At 68.4% G+C, this 18,468-nt stretch carries 14 protein-coding genes; 6 read left to right on the plus strand and 8 right to left on the minus strand.

Annotated elements, in window-relative coordinates:
* The first annotated feature begins 4 nt into the window (after window positions 1–4).
* Complete coding sequence (locus B4K74_RS12200; RefSeq protein ID WP_123286009.1) at window positions 5–943, plus strand: class I SAM-dependent methyltransferase; 939 nt, start codon at window positions 5–7, stop codon at window positions 941–943.
* On the plus strand, window positions 940–1,998 hold the full coding sequence (locus tag B4K74_RS12205; RefSeq protein WP_286693168.1) for an alpha/beta fold hydrolase: 1,059 nt from the start codon (window positions 940–942) through the stop codon (window positions 1,996–1,998). The genes B4K74_RS12200 and B4K74_RS12205 overlap by 4 nt, the downstream gene beginning before the upstream one ends.
* On the opposite strand, the gene B4K74_RS12210 is transcribed toward B4K74_RS12205, so the two are convergent.
* Together B4K74_RS12210 and B4K74_RS12215 are read right to left on the minus strand one after the other, a co-directional pair.
* Window positions 1,995–3,137: a serine hydrolase domain-containing protein gene (locus tag B4K74_RS12210; RefSeq protein ID WP_286693169.1), complete on the minus strand. Its 1,143-nt coding sequence runs from the start codon at window positions 3,135–3,137 to the stop codon at window positions 1,995–1,997. The two genes, B4K74_RS12205 and B4K74_RS12210, sit on opposite strands and share 4 nt — an antisense overlap.
* Window positions 3,134–4,411, minus strand: coding sequence for an NAD(P)/FAD-dependent oxidoreductase (locus tag B4K74_RS12215; protein ID WP_286693170.1), 1,278 nt, complete (start codon window positions 4,409–4,411; stop codon window positions 3,134–3,136). Before B4K74_RS12215 ends, B4K74_RS12210 begins: the two co-directional genes overlap by 4 nt.
* A 352-nt stretch (window positions 4,412–4,763) precedes the next feature.
* On the opposite strand from B4K74_RS12215, the gene B4K74_RS12220 reads away from it, so the two are divergent.
* Together B4K74_RS12220 and B4K74_RS12225 are read left to right on the plus strand one after the other, a co-directional pair.
* Window positions 4,764–6,038, plus strand: coding sequence for a polyhydroxyalkanoate depolymerase (locus tag B4K74_RS12220; RefSeq protein ID WP_286693171.1), 1,275 nt, complete (start codon window positions 4,764–4,766; stop codon window positions 6,036–6,038).
* Entirely contained in the window at window positions 6,010–6,726 is a 717-nt protein-coding gene (locus B4K74_RS12225; RefSeq protein ID WP_286693172.1) for a M48 family metallopeptidase, read from the plus strand. Before B4K74_RS12220 ends, B4K74_RS12225 begins: the two co-directional genes overlap by 29 nt.
* Here B4K74_RS12225 and B4K74_RS12230 read toward each other — a convergent pair.
* Both B4K74_RS12230 and B4K74_RS12235 read right to left on the minus strand, forming a co-directional pair.
* Complete coding sequence (locus tag B4K74_RS12230; RefSeq protein WP_286693173.1) at window positions 6,723–8,816, minus strand: transglycosylase domain-containing protein; 2,094 nt, start codon at window positions 8,814–8,816, stop codon at window positions 6,723–6,725. The two genes, B4K74_RS12225 and B4K74_RS12230, sit on opposite strands and share 4 nt — an antisense overlap.
* A 130-nt stretch (window positions 8,817–8,946) precedes the next feature.
* On the minus strand, window positions 8,947–9,858 hold the full coding sequence (locus B4K74_RS12235; RefSeq protein WP_286693174.1) for an alpha/beta fold hydrolase: 912 nt from the start codon (window positions 9,856–9,858) through the stop codon (window positions 8,947–8,949).
* 51 nt (window positions 9,859–9,909) lie between these two features.
* Here B4K74_RS12235 and B4K74_RS12240 point away from each other — a divergent pair, with 51 nt between their 5' ends.
* Window positions 9,910–11,025: an aromatic ring-hydroxylating oxygenase subunit alpha gene (locus B4K74_RS12240; RefSeq protein ID WP_286693175.1), complete on the plus strand. Its 1,116-nt coding sequence runs from the start codon at window positions 9,910–9,912 to the stop codon at window positions 11,023–11,025.
* 61 nt (window positions 11,026–11,086) lie between these two features.
* Here the strand turns inward: B4K74_RS12240 and B4K74_RS12245 are convergent, their stop codons facing one another.
* The 3 genes from B4K74_RS12245 to B4K74_RS12255 form a co-directional block, all read right to left on the minus strand.
* Window positions 11,087–11,305, minus strand: a complete 219-nt coding sequence (locus B4K74_RS12245) for a hypothetical protein (RefSeq protein ID WP_286693176.1) — start codon at window positions 11,303–11,305, stop codon at window positions 11,087–11,089.
* 281 nt (window positions 11,306–11,586) lie between these two features.
* A complete protein-coding gene (locus B4K74_RS12250; RefSeq protein ID WP_286693177.1) occupies window positions 11,587–12,258 on the minus strand; it encodes a TetR/AcrR family transcriptional regulator in 672 nt (223 codons plus the stop codon).
* Window positions 12,259–12,408: 150 nt separating this feature from the next.
* Window positions 12,409–14,283 carry a cation:proton antiporter gene (locus tag B4K74_RS12255; protein ID WP_123285999.1) on the minus strand — a complete coding sequence of 625 codons (1,875 nt, stop codon included), beginning with the start codon at window positions 14,281–14,283 and terminating at the stop codon, window positions 12,409–12,411.
* 165 nt (window positions 14,284–14,448) lie between these two features.
* On the opposite strand from B4K74_RS12255, the gene B4K74_RS12260 reads away from it, so the two are divergent.
* On the plus strand, window positions 14,449–16,596 hold the full coding sequence (locus B4K74_RS12260; protein ID WP_286693178.1) for a M13 family metallopeptidase: 2,148 nt from the start codon (window positions 14,449–14,451) through the stop codon (window positions 16,594–16,596).
* 306 nt (window positions 16,597–16,902) lie between these two features.
* On the opposite strand, the gene hisS is transcribed toward B4K74_RS12260, so the two are convergent.
* A complete protein-coding gene (hisS, locus tag B4K74_RS12265; protein ID WP_286693179.1) occupies window positions 16,903–18,420 on the minus strand; it encodes a histidine--tRNA ligase in 1,518 nt (505 codons plus the stop codon).
* Window positions 18,421–18,468 lie beyond the last annotated feature (48 nt).

Raw genomic sequence — 18,468 nt, forward strand, 5'->3', positions numbered from 1 at the left:
CGACATGTCCGATCCGACCTTCCGAGCCGCCCGGTTGCCTGCCTCTGGCCTGATGCGACCGTCACGCCGCGGCCTGATCCTCGGCGCCGGCATGGCCGGTCTGGTCGCGGCCTGCGATAACCGCAAGAAGGCCGCCGAGCCGGCACCGGATACTCCCGCCGTTCCCGAGGGTCCGCCTGAGGGCAGTCTCGCCTGGGCCATCGCCGGCGCCTGGCGCGGGGAAGAGAGAGCGCGCGATGAATGGCGCCACCCGTTCGAGACCCTGCGCTTCTTCGACCTGCAGCCCAAGATGACCGTGGTCGACTTCTGGCCGGGCAGCGGCTGGTACACAGAGATTCTCGCCCCCTATCTGGCATATAATGGCGGGAAATATGTGGCCGTGAACTTCCAGGCCGGCCTCGGCAATGATCCGGCCCAGGCGGCTCTGGTCACCGCCTATGAACAGCGGTTCGGTGCCAACCCCCGCCTGTATGGCGAGATCGAGTACAGCGACTTTGGCCCCACCAGCGGCCCGGTGGCCGAGGCCAACACCGCCGATCTGGTGCTGTTCATGAGCCGGCTGCACTACTGGATGGCGGCCGGCATCGCCGAGAAAGCCTTTGCCGACGCCTATTCCGTGCTGCGTCCGGGCGCGACACTGGGCATTGAGCAGCACCGCCTGTCCGCCGAGAAAGACCAGGACCCGATCGCCGCCAGCGGCTATGTCCAGGAGGCCTATGTCCGCCAGCTGGCGGCCGAGGCCGGCTTTATCTTTGTGTCCGCTTCCGAAATCAACGCGAATGAAAGGGATGACCGCGATCATCCCTTCGGCGTCGACACCCTGCCCCCGATGCGGCTGACCGCACCCCAGGGCCAGCCGCCGGACCCGGACTTCGATCGCACGGAATATGATGAAATCGGCGAGAGCGATCGGATGACGCTCAAATTCAGGAAGCCCGAGTGAACCGAGTCGCTGCCTATGCTGCCAATGCCCCCCTGATGGGCGTTCCCGGAGCGTCGCCGCCGCCGCATGGCGAGGGCGAATGGTTCCGGGGCGCGGGCGGCCTGCGCCTGCGCGCGGCCTTCTGGACGCCCTCCACCCTGGTGGCGGCCAAACCGCGCGGCACGGTCATCCTCAGCCCCGGTCGCACCGAGCCGATCGAGAAATACTTCGAACTGATCGGCAATCTGTTGGCGCGCGGCTTTTGCGTTCTGGCGCACGACTGGCGCGGGCAGGGGCTGTCGGCGCGGCTGCTGCCCGACCGGCTTAAGGGGCACGCCCGGGCGGTCGAGGAATTCCTCGACGACTATGCCCGCCTGCTGGACGCGTTCGAGGAACGGGCGCCAAAGCCCTGGATCATGGTCGGCCATTCCATGGGCGGCGCGCTGAACCTGATGAGCCTGCAGATGGGCGAGAGCCGCATCTCCGGCGCGTTGCTGAGCGCGCCCATGCTCAAGATCAAGACCGGCAAGCGCTCGATGTGGTCGGTCAAGCTGGCGGTGCGCTGGAACCTGCGCCACGGCAAGGCCGGCGACTATGTGCTGGACGATCCGGACGATCCCTTCGAGCACAGCTTCGAGAACGATGCCCTGACCTCGGACGAGACCCGCTATGAGCTGTGGCGGCAGCAGCTGTACGCCTGTCCCCACCTGGCAGTCGGCGGCCCGACCTGGGGCTGGCTGGGCTTTGCCATCGACCTCGGCGAACGGGCGCTAAAGCCCAAGGCGCTCAAGGCCGTGAAGATCCCGGTCGCCATCGTCCAGCCGGGCGAGGACGACCGCGTCTGGAAGCAGACCAACCGCTGGGCCTCCAAGCGGCTCGGGCGTGGGCGCTATGTCGAGGTGCCGGGCGCGAAGCACGAGGTGCTGATGGAGACCGACCCCATGCGGGCCGTCTTTCTCGAGGAGTTCGACGCCATGGCGGACTATGTCTCGCCGGTGCAGGACCTGTCGCCGACGCCTCAACCCAAGGCCGACCCGCTGGCCATGCCGGAAACCCCCGGACAGCAGGCCTCCTAGAGGGCGGCGTAGAGCGCGCGGATCAGGGCCGCCGGCCTCGGATCCCCGATCAGATGCGGCGACTGGCGGGTCATGACATAGGCGGCGGCCAGCCTGGTCACAGGGTCGGCGAAGGCACACGATCCGCCCCAGCCACAATGGCCGACGGTCTCGGGATTGGGACCGAACACTGCCCCCCCGCCCTGATTGCGCATGACTCCGGCGCCCCACGACAGGTCAAAGGGCAGCACCCGGTCCGGCCCGGAAATCCGTTGTTGCATCAGGGCCGTGCGCGTCGCCGGCGACAGGGTCTTGCCCGCCACCCCTTCCGGCAGGGCCAACGCCAGCATGCGGGCCAGGGCCTCGGCGGTGGCATGCATATTGGCCGAGGGGATCTCCATCTTGCGCCACTCTGCCGATCCGCGTCCGGCGGGGGCCGAGCCCTTGTCGAGGAAGGCCGCTGTCTTGATGGCGTCGATCGGTCCCAGATCGGGCGCGGCGGTCGGCTTCTTCATGCGGGCGACGCGGGCGTGCTCGGCCTCGGGCAGGCCCAGCCACAGGTCCAGCCCCGCAGGATCGGCAAAGTCGGCCTTCAGCGCCTGCCCCATCGTTCGGCCGTCGGCGCGGCGGAACACTTCGCCCGCGAGATAACCGACCGTGATCGGGTGATAGCCCGAGGCCGTGCCTGGTTCCCACAGCGGGGCCTGACGGCACAGGACCTCCAGCACCTTTTCCGGCTCGAACCACAGGGTGGGGTCGATGGCCGGAGACGGTCCTGCAAGGCCGGCCTGATGGCTCATCAGCTGGGCCAGGGTGATGTCCGCCTTGCCCGCCTGACCGAACTCGGGCCAGATCGCCGCGACCGGTGCCTCATAGTTCAGAAGGCCGCGCTCGACCGCCCAGCCAATCATCAGCGCCATGACCGCCTTGCCGGTCGAGAACACGGGGGCGAGGGTGTCCGGCCCGAACGGCTGGTCGCGGACGCTGTCGGCCTGCCCGCCCCACAGGTCCAGTACCACCTCGCCCGCGCGACAGACGGTGAAGCGCGCGCCGACCTCGTCCAGCCCCTCGGGGCCGTCGGTGAAGTTGCGGGCGAAGGCGTCCCTGACCGGGGCGAAGCGGTCGGGACAGGTGCCGTGGATCTCGGGGGCGTCGGTCATTCCGCTTCCCTAACGGGGCCGGCGCCCGCGATCCAGTCCAGCGCGGCGTCGGCGGCGACCACGCCGGACGCCATCACCGCCTGCAGCAGATAGCCACCGGTCGGGGCCTCCCAGTCCAGCAGTTCGCCCGCCACAAATAACCCCGGCTGATCCACGACCATCAGACCCGGCGTCAGCGCCGCCAGGTCAATCCCGCCCGCGCTGGAAATGGCGCGCTCCAGTCCCTGAAGGCCGGTGATCGCCAGCGGCACACCTTTGAGACGCTCGGCCAGCGCCCGGTCGTTGGCCCCGGCAGGCAGGGGCGACGCCTGACGCAGCAGGGCAGCCTCGACCGGCCTCAGGCGTGCGGCACGACGCAGGCGATTGGCGCGCGACAGGCTGGCCGGCGCCTTGGCCAGCCGGGCCGCGAGCGCCTCGGCCGTCTCGGACGGTCGCAGGTCAATATAGAGCCGGGCCGGCTCGCCGCCGTCCTGCGCCTTGGCCAGCGCCTGACGCAGCTCCGGGCCGAGGTCATAGATGGCGCCGCCCTCCAGCCCGTATCGGGTCACCATGGCCTCGCCGCGGACCCGGCGTCGCTCGAGCGTCAGGGCCACGGCCTTGAGTGGCTGACCGGCATGGGCCGCGATGAACTCCTCCGACCAGTCCAGCCGCACCCCGACATTGGCGGGCCGGAAGCCGGTGCAGGGGACGCCGAGGTCGGCCAGCACACCCCGGCCCTGTCCGTCCGACCCCAGCCGGGGCCAGCTGGCGCCGCCGGTCGCCACCACCACCGCCCGGGCCGGGATACGGCGACTCTCGCCGGCCTGCTCGAACACGGGCGCGCCATTTTCGAACCCGATCCAGCGAGAGCCGCTGTGCAGGGTCACGCCCTGATCCTGCAGACGCTGCAGCCATGCCCGCAGCAGGGGTGAGGCCTTCATCGCCTTGGGGAAGACCCGCCCGCTGGACCCAACAAAGGTCTCGGCGCCCAATCCGTCGGCCCAGTCGCGCAGATCCTGCGGCCCGAAGCGGGACAGCCAGTCCATGACCCCCGGTGCCGCCTCGCCATAGCGGGCGGGGAAGCGGTCCAGCGGCTCGCTGTGGGTCAGGTTCAGCCCGCCACGCCCGGCCATCAGGAGCTTGCGCGCCGGCGAGGGCATGCTCTCATGCACTTCGACCGTCAGGCCCGCCGACGACAGCCGCTCGGCCACCATCAGCCCGGCGGGCCCCGCGCCGATGACGACGACGGGCGATCGGGGACCGGTGTCAGGGTGAAAGGCGAGCGAAGAGGTCACACCATGGGCCTTAAAGGATCCCGGCGGGGCAGGCGAGGGTGCGTCGGCCCGAACGGCCCAGCTATCCGGGCGCAGACAGAATTGCCATGCGTATTCAACAACCCTGCCGCTTCCCGAGCCCTTCTGTCCGACCGGGCCGGCATCTCCCCCATACTATGCGGTTGCCACGCGGCCTGCCGGACGGGGGTGCGAAATCAGACCATTCAGACGGTTCAGACGGTATTTTCCACGACCCCCGGCCCAGACCACCCCCTCACGATTACGCCATGCCCGATAATCCTTTTGCAGTGCCTCACGAACTATGCTGCGCTGCATTGTAAGGCAGGCCATCCGCCGCCATTTGAAGAGACGCATGCTCTACTCCCTTCACGAATTCTCCTACTACTCCGCCGCGCCGTATCGACTGGGGGCCCAGCTGGCCCGGTCGTTCTGGTCCTCGCCCTTCAATCCGGCCGCCGAGACCGCCATCGGGCGCACCGCCTATGCCGCCGCCGAGGTGTTCGAGGGGCTGACGCGTCGCTATGGCAAGCCAGCCTGGAATCTGGACGTGGTCACCATCGACAACCTGCCGGTGCGCACGACCCAGCAGACCATCTGGACCTCGCCCTGGTGCCGGTTGATCCGCTTTGCCCGGGATCTCGGCGACCTCAAGCGGGCCGGCAAGCCGGCCGACGGCCCGGCCGTGCTGATCGTGGCGCCCCTGTCGGGCCACTATGCCACCCTGTTGCGCGGCACGGTCGAGGGCTTCCTCCAGGACCACGACGTCTATGTCACCGACTGGGTCAACGCCCGTCAGGTGCCGATGCTGGAAGGCCGGTTCGACTTCTTCGACTACATCGACCACATCCGCGAGATGCTGACCGCCATCGGCCCGCGCGTCCACGTCGTGGGCGTCTGCCAGCCGGGGCCGCCGGTGCTGGCCGCCTGTGCCCTGATGGCCGAGGACATGGACCCGCACCGCCCGCTCAGCATGACCTATATGGGCTCGCCCATCGATGCGCGGCTGTCGCCGACCGTCACGAACCGTCTGGCCGAGGCCCGGCCCTTCGCCTGGTTCCGCTCGAACATGATCCACACCGTGCCCCTGCCCTATCCGGGCGCCGGACGGCGGGTCTATCCGGGCTTTGTCCAGCTCTACAGCTTCATGTCGATGAACGAGGATCGCCACCGCGACGCCCAGCACGACTATTTCCAGAACCTGGTCGCGGGCGACGGCGACGAGGTCCAGAAGCACGAGGAATTCTACGACGAATATCTGTCGGTTCTGGACCTGACCGAGGAATTCTATCTCCAGACCATCGACATCGTCTTCCAGAACCACCTGCTGGCCCGCAACGAACTGGAACACCGGGGCCGCAAGGTCGATCTGACGAAGATCACGGACATCGGCCTGATGACGGTCGAGGGCGAAAAGGACGACATCTCCGGCGTCGGCCAGACCCAGGCGGCGCATGGCCTGTGCCCCAATGTGCCCGAGGACCGGCGCACCCTCTATGTCCACCCTGAGGTGGGCCACTACGGCGTGTTCAACGGTCGCCGCTTCCGCGATGACATCTACCCCCGGGTGCGCGATTTCATCGCCCGCAACGAGGCCGCCGGTGACGTATCGCGACGGGCAGCGGCTTAGCCTCGAGGCGGACGGCGCGCCGCTGCGCCTGTCGGTCAACCGGCGGGCCCGCCGCGTGTCGATCCGCATCGACGCCCGCGCGGGTGAGGCCGTGCTGGTCGCGCCCAGCGAGCGCAGGCTTGCGGATGCCGTTGCCTTTGCCCGCACCCGCACCGACTGGATCCGCGAGCGGCTGGCGGACCGCCCCGCGCCCGTCGGCCTCGCGCCGGGCCAACGCCTGTCGGTGGAGGGCGAGGACGTCACGCTCGCGACCCTGCCCGGCGCCGGCGCCGCTCGCCTGACCGACACTCCGGACGGCCCGGTTCTGGCGGCGGGGGGTGAGGGCGCGGCCTGGAGCCGGCGCATCCTGACCTTCCTCAAGCGCCGGGCCCGAGAGGTGCTGATGGCCCGGACCGAGGTCCACTGCCGGACGCTGGGCCTGCCGCTGCCGAAGGTCTCCATCAATGACCCCCGCTCGCGCTGGGGCTCCTGCACCCCGGGCCGGGGCACGATCCGCTACTCGTGGCGGGTGATTCTCGCGCCTCCTGCCGTGCTGGACTATCTGGCCGCGCACGAGGTCGCCCATCTGGTCCACGGCGACCACAGCCCCCGCTTCTGGGCGGTCGTGGCCCAGCTGATCGGCGACCCGGCGCCGCACCGCGCCTGGCTGAGACAGCACGGCGCGGGTCTGCACGCCCTGGCGGTCTAGAAGAAGAGCGGGTCGGCCTTTTTCTCGGGCGGCAGGCCCGGTTCAGGCCGCTGGACTTCCGGATCCCGCCGCTCGGGCTGGGGCGTGGTCGGGCGGATGACCGGCTGGTCGGGCGAGGGCCGCTCGGGCTGACGCGGCTCCGGCGTCGGCTCGATGCCGCGCTCGATCTCATCGGCATAGGGGTCTTCCATCGCACCGATCAGCTCACCGACCGCATCGGGCGGCTGCCAGCCCTCGGGCAGGGGCGGGCCGTCCGGGATACGCGGCGCGTCCAGCCGGGGCAGGGCGGCGGTCATGAAGGCGCGCCAGATGGCCGCCGGGGCCTGTCCGCCGGTCACGCCGCGCATGGCCGTGTTGTCGTCCTTGCCGACCCAGACCGCCGTGACGAAGCCACCCGTGTAGCCGACGAACCAGGCGTCCTTGTAGTCCGAGGTCGTGCCCGTCTTGCCCGCCAGATCCCGCCCGGAGATGGCCACCGACCGCGCCGTGCCCGAGGTGATCACTCCGCGCAGCATGTCGTTCATGTACAGCAGGGGCGGGTTGGCGATGGCCTGGATCGGCCGGCTCTCGCGGGCCGAGCGCTGATAGATCACCCGCCCCTCGCGGGTGCGGATGCGGCTGATGCCATAGGCCGTGACCCGCTTGCCGCCATTGGCAAAGGCATCATAGGCCTGGGCCATCTCGACGGGCGAGACCTCGACGGCCCCCAGCGCCATGGCGGGCTCAAGCCCGATGCGGCTGGTGATCCCCAGCCGCCGCGCCGTGCGGGAGACATTGTCGCGGCCCAGACTGTCGGCCAGCGAGACCGCCACCGTATTGGTCGACTGGGCAACCGCGTTCGACAGGGTCGTGCGACCGATGAACTGGCCGGAGTAGTTGCGGGGCTCCCACGATCCGATGCGGATCGGCTCGTCGATCACCGGAGTCTGGGGCGTGTAGCCGGCCTCGACGGCCGTCAGATAGACGAAGGGCTTGAAGGCCGATCCCGCCTGACGCCTCGCGTCGACGGCCCGGTTGAACTGGCTGTCGGCATAGGAGGCGCCGCCGATCATGGCGCGCACCCGCCCGTCGCCGTCCAGTGCCACGAGGGCGGCCTGTTCTACCCCGCGCGAGGCATTCTCTCGCAGCACGCCGGTGACGGCCCGCTCGGCGGCGGTCTGCAGCGTCAGGTCCAGGGTCGTCTCGACAATCAGGTCCTCGGTCGGCTCCCCGACCAGGCCCCGGATCTCCTTGTCCAGCCAGTCGACGAAATACTGGGCGTGCTGGGTCGCCAGCGTCCGCGACACCCGCACAGGCTCAAGCACGGCGGCGGCCCGCTGCTCGGGCGTGATGACCCCGCTCTCTTCCATCTCGTCGAGCACGACGGTGGCACGCGCGGCGGCGCGTTCGCTCTCCGACACCGGGGAATAGCGCGACGGGGCCTTCAGCAGGCCGGCCAGCAGCGCGGCCTCACCGACCGTCAGGTCCTTGGCCGACTTGTCGAAATAGCGCTGTGACGCCGCCTCGATGCCATAGGCCCCGGCTCCGAAATAGACCCGGTTGAGGTACAGGGCGAGGATCTCGTCCTTCGAGAATTTCATCTCCAGCCAGACGGCCAGCATCAGCTCCTGGCCCTTGCGGCGCAGGGTCTGATCCGGCGTCAGGAACAGGTTCTTGGCCAGTTGCTGGGTGATGGTCGAGCCGCCCTGGACCACCCGGCCGGCGCGCATATTGGCGACCATGGCGCGAACCATGCCGACGGGATCAAAGCCGGGGTGCCAGCGGAAGCGCTGGTCCTCGATGGCGATGAAGGCCGCTGGCACATAGTCGGGCAGGGCCTCAAGGTCGGCAGGCGGGGCCTGCTGGCTGCCGCGCACGGCGATCAGGGCGCCGTTCCGGTCCAGATAGGTCACCGAGGGCTGGCGGTCGATGTCGTAGAGGGCGGAGGTGTCCGGCAGGCCGCGGGCGAACACGGCGAAGAAGACGACCAGGAAGATCAGACCCCAGACGCCGGCCACGACGCTCCAGTACAGGATACGCTGCAACAGGTTACGCTGGCCCGTTCCACCGGGGCCGCGCTTCAGTCGATCCAGAAAGGCGTTGCCCGCCATCGTCACCCTCTCGGCCGTTCAATGCCCCTCAACGCTTCTAGCGCCGAAAAGCGATAACGGAAATCACCCCGGAAACCTTGTCAGGTCACCTTCCGGGGGATTTCCGTCGAAAGCATGACAATGGCGACGATCAGTCGAGAAAGTCGTTAATCGCCGCGGCCAGCGCATCTGGTTGATCCTGCATGATGAAGTGGGCGCTGTCGTCGATGCGGGTCAGGACCACGCCCTCCAGATTGGCGAACGAGGCCGCATAGATCCCGTCTGTGATCTCGGCTGTCATTCCGGGGTTGTTGAAGGTGACATAGATCACCTCGGTCGGGGCCGTGATCGCCGCCAGTTCGGGGCGCAGGTCGGTGACGATCAGCTCGCGCATGGCCCGCCCGGCAACGTCGGGATCGCTGGTGACGCTGTGCTCGATCGGCCCGGCGCGCAGGCTCTCGGTCTGGACCATGCCGGTGATGCTGGCCGTGGCCGAGGCCCGCCATTGCTCGGGGGTCGAGGCCGCCATGCCCGCGCCGATCTGGTCGGCGATCGGGGTGACGGAGGCGGGGGTGGCGGCGGCGCCGCCGAAGATGTTGCCCATGAAGGGGATCATGTCGATGACGACGAGGCGGTCGACGAGGTCGGGGTGGCGGGAGGCCAGCATCATGGCAATGGTGCCGCCCATGGAATGGCCAACAACTACAGCGTCTTCGAGGCCTTGTTCGCGGATGTAGCGGGCGATGTCCTCGGCGACGGGGGCCGAGACGGGGCCGTCGATGTTGTCCATGGCCGGAGCCCCGGCGAAGCCCTGAATATGGATCATATGGACGCGCCAGTCGCCCTCAAGCCGCGCGACCAGCGGCTCCCAGATGTCGGGATGCGAGGTCAGGCCGGGGATCAGGATGATGTCGCGCCCCTCGCCCTCGACCCGCACGTGAAAGCGGCCCGACTCGAAATCGGCATGGACATGGCCATGGTCGGCCGGCGCGGCCGCCGGCGTCTGGGCACAGGCCGCGAGCGGCATCATGACAAGGGCGGCGGCGAGGAGAAGGCTTTTCATGCGGGATATCCAACTGGCGTTGCGGCGGCTCTGGTCCTAACACTAGCCGACATGACGGCCGTTGAGACCCCCTCCCCGACAGAGACCCGCACCAGGGCAGCCCCCTTGCCGTTCGGACGCGGTTTTCTGAAGGACACCTGGTATTTCGTCGAGACCGCCGCGGCGCTCAAGCCCGGCCGCCAGGCCCGCTATATGCTGCAGGACGAGCCGGTCCTGCTGGGCCGCACCCGCTTGGGTCAGCTCTATGCCCTGCGCGACATCTGCCCCCACCGGGCCGCCCCCCTGTCGGCCGGCCGACAGGTCGAGCATGCGGGCGAGGGCGAGACGATCGAATGCCCCTATCACGGCTGGCGGTTCCGGCTGAACGGCCAGTGCGCGGCCATCCCGTCCCTGACCGACGACGCCGAGTTCGAGGTCGACCGCATCCGCGTGCGCGCCTATCCGGTCGCGGAAGGCCAGGGGATGGTGTTCGTCTGGATCGCCTCCGACCCGCGCCGCCCGGCCGAGCCTGACCATCCGCCGCCGACCTTTCCGGGCGCCGACGGCCCCGCCCCGCGTCTGGTCGAGGCCATGGTCTTCGACAGCCATATCGACCATGCGGTGGTCGGCCTGATGGACCCGGCCCACGGCCCCTATGTCCATCAGCAATGGTGGTGGCGCTCGCGCCACTCCATGCACGACAAGCAAAAGGCGTTCGAACCGCGCGAGCAGGGCTTTGCCATGGTCCGCCACCGCCCCTCATCCAACAGCCGCGCTTACAAGCTGCTGGGCGGTACGCCCGAGACCGAGATCACCTTCCGCCTGCCCGGCTATCGCTGGGAGCACATCCAGGTGGGCGACAAACAGGTGCTGGGCCTGACGTGCCTGACGCCCGAGACGGCCGACCGCACCCGCATCACCCAGCTGTTCTGGTCGGACCACTGGATCTTTGCCCTGGCCCGGCCGATCATGCGGCAAGGGGTGCGCGCCTTCCTGAAACAGGACGGCGGCATGGTGAACCTGCAGAACATGGGCCTCGCCTTCGACCCCGCCATGCTGTGGATCGACGACGCCGACCGTCAGGCCAAATGGTACCAGCAGCTAAAACGCGAATGGGCCAGCAGCCGCGCCGAGGGGCGGGCGTTTGTTAATCCGGTCAAGCCCGAAACCCTGAGGTGGAAGAGTTGAAGGGTTGGCCTTCCAGCCCGAAGGTCCCGTCGGGCACGGCCTCCGCGCCCGCCGAGTGGCGTCAGCCGCCACTGCGCTTTTTGCCAAGGTTGTCGCCGACGCGCGGAGTCGGGGCGTCCCTTGCCGTGGACGGGACGTCGTCGCCATCCATAGGGGCAGCGGGGCGAAGGCCAGGTTGATCGCCGAACACAACGAAGCCGGAGACCGCGAGCGTGCCTATGATGCAGAACGCGATGAACAGTTTGAAACCCGGCGACAGTGATTTTTTGGGACGGCTCATTGGTGCCTCCAGTCTGATGTCGACCCGTGATACCTGAGAATGCCGCCTCTGCCCTGCCGAAAATTCATCAGGCGGTTCCCGAATGCAGGGTCAGTCGGACACGCCTAATGACTCCAGAGGGGTCCACGATCTTTCCGTCGTCCCGTACGCGGGCTTGACGTTCATAGACCGGCGTTGGCCGACCCTCACCAGCCGCCATCTCTGCGCGCCGAACCCGCGCAGCGAAAAGGCCGCGACGAGGGTCGCGGCCTTTCCGGGGGATCGCCGGGGGGACGGTCCGGTTAGCGGGCGCGCTGGCCGGACAGGATGATGTCGATCTGCTGCTCGAGGTGCGACTTGAGGGTGTCGATCGTCCAGCTGTCGTAGGCGGCGCGGCGATAGTTCGAGAGGTAGGCGACCCAGACCAGTTCGGTGACCAGGGCGGCGTCCGTGGTGGGCTTGAGTTCACCCGCCTTGATGGCGTCGGCGACGAGGCTTTCGAGGCCTTCGATGACTGGGGCGATCAGTTCGCGGCCCTTCCGGGCGTCCTGCAGCGGCTGGTGCCAGGCGCGGGCGACGACGGCCTGGACGAGGGGAAGCTGGTCCAGCGTCGCCTCATAGCCGGCGACAAAGCCGCCGAGCAGGCGCGACTTGAGGTCGGTGCCGGTCTTGATGCCGCGCGTCAGGGCCTCGGCCAGACGGGCCAGATCCTCGGCCAGCACGGTGTCGAACAGTTCCGACTTGTCATGGAAGTTGGCGAAGACGGCGCCGGTCGACATGCCGGCCTCGCGGGCGATGTCGCGGATGGTGGCGGCGTCATAGCCGCGCTGGGCGAACAGATTGCGGGCGGCCTCGATGACCTTGCCGCGCGTGCGCTGCTTGGCCACCTGGCGGCGGTTCAGCGGGCGGGCGCCCGTGTCCGAGCCTTGGGCTTCGGGGGCATCGACGGGCGGGTTCAGAACAATATCACGCATGAAAGGGGGGCACTCACAGGGGCTTTGGCGGTCAGGCCGGATCAGGCTCCTGACCGGAACGACCGTTGGGGGCAGAGGGTTGCTGTCGCCGGGGAGGGCGGAAACGGCGCTTTCAACACCGAACCATGACCAAAATGCGAACGGCCGGGCTTAACCCTCGCCCTCAGGCTCTGGATCGGTGCGGCCGGTGGTCGCAGCCGACACATGACGGCGCAGGGCCCGGTTGGGTCGCGCGGAGGTTCCGGGCTGGGCGGCCTGGAACAGATCGCGGTAGCGGTCGCGCCGCTCATGGATCGAGGCCAGCACCAGCCCCATGGGCACGCCGAGGTCAACCAGGGTGTTCTCGGCCAGCTGCAGACTGGCCTCGGTGGTTTCGGGGACCGCGTCGGTGACGCCATAGCTGTAGAGGCGCACCGCGTGGCGGTCGTCGCGGGCGCGGGCGATGATGATCAGGTCCTTGCGCAGGGCCCGGGCCGCCTGGACCACCTCATCCACCTTGCCGGGGGCGTCCATGGTCACGACCAGCGCCCGGGCGGTGGCGATGTTGCACAGCTCCAGCATCTCGCGGCGACCGGCGTCTCCGTAGTGGACATTCAGCCCCTCGCGCCGGGCGCCGGCGACGATCCCCGGCTCGGTATCGAGGGCGACGAAGGTCTGGTTGTGCTCGGTCAGCATCTCTCCGATCAGGCGTCCGACCCGTCCATAGCCAACCAGAAGGACCTGACCGCTGGAGTCGGGGGGCTGAAGGGCGGCGGCCGGCAGATCGACCTGGGTCTCTATGCGGCGGGTGGCCAGCTTCTGACCCAGCAGGGCGAGGAAGGGGATGCTGAACAGGCTGATCGTCGCCGACAGCAGGACCGACTGGGTGATGCCCGGCGGGGCGACACCCTCGACCATGCCGGCGGTCAGGATGACGAAGGCGAACTCGCCGGCGGGCCCCAGCACCAGAGCGGTCTCGAGCGCGGCCAGAGGGCCGAGGCCCCAGCGACGCGCGAGAGTGAAGATGACGCCGATCTTGGCGACGGTGATGGCGATGGCCAGCGCCACGACCCCCCACGGGTCGGCGGCCACCGCATCCAGATCAAGGCCGCTGCCGACGCCGATGAAGAAGACGCCCAGCAGCAGGCCCTTGAACGGATCGATCGAGATTTCGACCTCGCGCCGGAACTCGGTCTCGGCCAGCAGGACGCCCGCGACGAGGGCGCCGAGACTCATGGACAGGCCGACCGCCTGGGCGCCGAGGCCGGCAGCCACCACGACCAGCAGGCTGGCGGCGACGAACATCTCCTGCCCCTGACCGCGGGCGCGGGCCTTGGCGACCGAGCGGAACATGGGGCGCAGCACCAGCCGCCCCAGCAGGATCAGGGCCGCCAGTCCGATGGCCGCAGGGGCGAGGGTCAGCAGGGCGGCGCCCAGCACGGCCGGGTTCAGGTCGCCGCCGCTCTGGGCGAGGGTGGCGAGGACGGTGACGGTGATCAGGATCGGCGCCACCGCCATGTCCTGGGCCAGCAGGATGGAGAAGGTGGCGCGCCCGGCGGCGCCGTGCAGCCGCTTGCGCTCGGCCAGCACCGGCATGACCACGGCGGTCGAGGACAGGGCGAGACCCATGCCCAGCACCATGGCCGAGACGAAGGTCTGGCCGGTCAGCATGAAGCCGGCGGCGATCACGGCAGTGGCCAGCGCGATCTGGCTGAGCCCCAGGCCGAACACCAGCCGCCGCATGGACTTGAGCCGTTCCCACGACAGCTCCAGCCCGATCATGAACAGCAGGAAGGCGACGCCCAGTTCGGACAGCTGGGCGATCTGGTCGCGATCCTCGAGCGTCAGCCAGCCCAGCCAGGCCAACCAGGGCGCGTCATTGGCGAACCGGCCCAGCCCGTCGGGTCCCAGCAGTACGCCGGCGGCCAGAAAGCCCAGCACCGGGCTGATCTTGATCCGGTTGAACAGGGGCACGACCACACCGGCCGCCGCCAGAAAGACCAGCAGGTCCTTGTATTCCGAGCCGTCGCCGTGGGGTGAAGCCATGCCTGTGCATACTGCAGTGCGGTACGGCGGAACAACCGTAGTTTCCGATCTCTGCTACCGATCATGAATTTTTTTTAAGGAGAATCCGGGCCACAGCGGACTAGGGTCCGGAACTGGAAATTTCCGGGCGTGGCCCTGCTGCGTCAATCCACGAGAGGTTCAAGAATGAAACGCCTTCTGATCGGTGCCGCTGTCGGCGCCCTGATGCTGCCCGCCACGGCGACCTTCGCCCAGCAGATGCACACCTTTGACGACGGTCATGCGCACGAGTGCCTGAACGAGTCCTGCACCGTCTTCTCGCTGTTCCCGACCGCCGACCAGGATCCGGCCGGTTCGGGCTGGCAAGGCACCGAGGCGCCGAAGTTCGGGACCTGGGGCTTTGATCTGGCCGGTCGCGACCTGTCGGTGGCGCCGGGCGATGACTTCTTCCGCTATGCCAATGGCCTCGCCTTCGACCGGCTGGTCATTCCGTCGGACCGGACCTCGTACGGGTCGTTCGCCATCCTGCGCGAGCTGTCGGACAACCGCCTGAAGGTGATGATCGATGAACTGACGGCCAGCACCGATCTGGCTGCGGGCTCTGATGAGCTGAAGATCGCCGATCTGTACCGCGCCTATATGGACACCGACCGCATCGAGGCGCTGGATGACCAGCCTCTGCAGCCCTATCTGGCCGACATCCGCGCCATCGACAGCCACGACGCCATGGCGGTCTATATGGGCGGCACCCAGGGCCGCTTCGGCTCGTCCTTCTTTGGTGTCGGGATCGGTGACGATGCCCGCAACCCCGACCGTTACATCACCTATGCCAGCCAGGGCGGCCTCGGCCTGCCGAACCGCGGCTATTATCTGGAAGAGCGTCTGGCCGACAAGAAGGCCCTGTATCTGGCCTATGTCGAGCGCATGCTGACCATGATCGGCTGGGACAATCCGGCAGAAACCGCGGCCGAGATCGTGGCGCTGGAAACCCGGATCGCCGAGGCCCACTGGACCCCGGAAGAGAACCGCAACCGCGACGAGACCTACAACCCCTTCACCCCGGCCGAGCTGGCGGAACAGGCGCCGGGCTTCAACTGGTCGGCCTATCTGGACGCCATGAGCCTGGGCGGCATCGAGACGATCGTCGTGCGTCAGGACACCGCCCTGCCCAAGATCGCCGCCATCTATGCCGAGACGCCGCTGCCGCTGCTGCAGGCCTGGCAGGCCTTCCACACCGCCGACGACATGGCCCCCTATATGTCGCAGCGCTTCTCGGACGCCCAGTGGGAGTTCCGCGGCCGCGACCTGTCGGGCCAGCCGGAACAGCGGGCCCGCGACAAGCGCGCCGTCAGCTTCGCCGAAGGGGTGATGGGAGAGGCCTTCGGTCGCCTGTACGTCGCCGAATACTTCCCCGCCGAATCCAAGGCGATGATGGAAGAGCTGGTGGCCAATCTGCGCGTGGCGCTGGCCGCCCGCATCCGCCAGCTGGACTGGATGGGCGCCGAGACCAAGGAGCAGGCCCTCTACAAGCTCGACAACTTCACGGTGAAGATCGGCTATCCGGACAAGTGGCGCGACTATTCCGCGCTTGAGGTACGGGCCGATGATCTGGTCGGCAATGTCGAACGGGCCGGCGTGTTCCGCTGGCAGTACCAGCTGGGCCGCATGGACGGTCCGGTCGATCGCGACGAGTGGGGCATGACCCCTCAGACGGTCAATGCCTACTACAACTCGACCAAGAACGAGATCGTCTTCCCGGCCGCCATCCTGCAGCCGCCCTTCTTCGATCCGACGGCGGATCCGGCGGTCAACTATGGCGCCATCGGCGGCGTGATCGGGCACGAGATCGGTCACGGCTTCGACGACCAGGGCCGCAAGTCCGACGGCGACGGCGTGCTGCGCGACTGGTGGACGTCCGAGGATGCGGCCCGCTTCGAGGTTCGGGCCGACATGCTGGGCAGCCAGTATGCGACCTATGAGCCCCTGCCGGGCTATCCGATCCGTCCGGCGTTGAGCATGGGCGAGAACATCGGCGATCTGGCCGGTGTCACGCTCGGGCTGGAAGGCTATCTGGCCTCGCTGGACGGCGCGGAATCGCCCGTTCTGGACGGCACGACGGGCACCCAGCGCGTCTTCCTCGGCTGGGCCCAGGTCTGGAACACCAAATACCGCGACGAGGCCCTGCGGAACCAGATCGCCACGGGCCCGCACTCGCCCGCCGAGTTCCGGGTGGTGGGACCGATCCGCAATCTGGACGCCTGGTATGAAGCCTTCGACGTCCAGCCCGGCCAGAAATACTATCTGACCCCGGAAGAACGCGTCCGCCTCTGGTAGGCCGCGTCAGGATGAAATGAACGAGGGGCCGTTCGAAAGGGCGGCCCCTTTTTCATGGGCAGGACAAGCGGGCGAGGATGCGCGTCGGGCACGAAAAAGCCCGCCGCGGGGGATACATCGCGGCGGGCTTCTTTCGCTCGTCTAGGAGCGGACGTTTCCTCCCCGAAACGCCTACGAAGTTTGCGCGTCGCATCGCGTCGCGCGCTTCGAGAGCCCCATTCATACGATCCGGACCCGACAAGTCAATCAAACCGAAGGCGAAATCCGGCGTTTTCTTGACTGATCGTCGATAAGTCAGCGACCGGATCAGTCGCTTATTGACGATCCTTCGAGAATCGCACGGATCGCGGCCACCATCTGGTCGCGCGGCAGGGTCTGTTGTCCCGGACGCGCCTGTTTCCATTCGGCATTATCGGAGACGGCCTGCGACAGGCGACGACCGGCGTCGAGGTCCTTGAGCGTGACCGTACCGGCGGCGATTTCGTCGCCGCCCAGCATGACGGCGACCGGGGCGCCCCGTCGGTCGGCATACTTCATCTGAGCCTTCATGCCCGCGCGGCCGAGGTAGAGTTCGGCGGCGATGCCGGCGGCCCGCAGCTCGGCGACGGCGCCCAGATAGTGGGCCATGTCGGCGTCGGAAAAGGCGATGACCACGACCGGGCCGCGCGCCTCGCCCGCCGGATCACGCCCACTGGCGCGCAGGGCCGCCGCCAGCCGCGAGACGCCGAAGGAAAAGCCGGTCGCGGGCACACTCTGGCCGGTAAACCGCGCGACGAGATCGTCATAGCGGCCACCGCCGCCGATCGAGCCGAACCGCACGGGCCGGCCCTTTTCATCCGTGGTCGGGAGCAACAGTTCGGCCTCGAACACCACGCCAGTGTAATACTCCAGCCCGCGCACGACCGTGGGATCGAACCGGACGGCGGTCTGGTCGACGCCCATAATGCCGAGCGCCGCGTCGATGGCCTGCAGCTCCTTCAGAGCCTCCTCGCCGGCGGCGCCCAGATCGCCCGCCCCGGCCACGGCGGACAGCGTATCGGCGCGGCTGAGGTTTGCCCGACCCGCCGAGGCGAGGAAGCGCTCGACGGTCGAGATGACGGCGGTCGGCAGTTGGGCGCCCTTGGTGTAGTCGCCGGACTCATCCAGACGGCCCTCGCCCAGCAGGGCCGAGACGCCCTCCCAGCCCAGCCGGTCGAATTTGTCGATGGCGCGAAGGGCGGTCAGGCGCTGGGCCGGATCGTCGATGCCGCCCGCCCCGAACAGGCCGTCGAACAGCTTGCGGTTCGAGACCTTGATCTGGGCCTGATCGCGATCAAGACCGGCCGCCGTCAGCCCCTCGACGGCCAGCGCCAGGATTTCGGCATCCGCCTCGGGCCGGTCAGAGCCGACGGTGTCGGCGTCGCACTGGATGAATTCGCGAAAGCGCCCCGGTCCCGGCTTTTCGTTGCGCCAGACGGGACCGAAGGCATAGCGCCGGAACGGCTTGGGCAGGGTCTCCCAGTTCTGGGCGGCATAGCGGGCCAGCGGTGCCGTCAGGTCGTAGCGCAGCGCCATCCACTGGTCGTCGTCGTCCTGCAGGGCAAAGACGCCCTCGTTCGGACGGTCGGCATCGGGCAGGAATTTGCCGAGCGCATCGGCATATTCGAAGGCCGAGGTTTCCAGCGGTTCAAAGCCCCAGCGCTCATAGACGGCCGAGACCCGCTCGACGATGCGGCGTTCGGCGATCAGGTCCGGTCCGCGCCGGTCCTGAAAGCCTCGCGGACCCCTCGCTTCGGGGCGGGGGGCTTCAGCGGTCGGGGCGTCGGAGGGGGCTTCAGTGTTCATGGGGGGCGATTACGCCATCCCCCCCCGTCCCGCAATGCGACCCTCGGT

Source organism: Brevundimonas sp. UBA2503, from assembly GCF_002341485.1.
GTDB classification, from domain to species: domain Bacteria; phylum Pseudomonadota; class Alphaproteobacteria; order Caulobacterales; family Caulobacteraceae; genus Brevundimonas; species Brevundimonas halotolerans.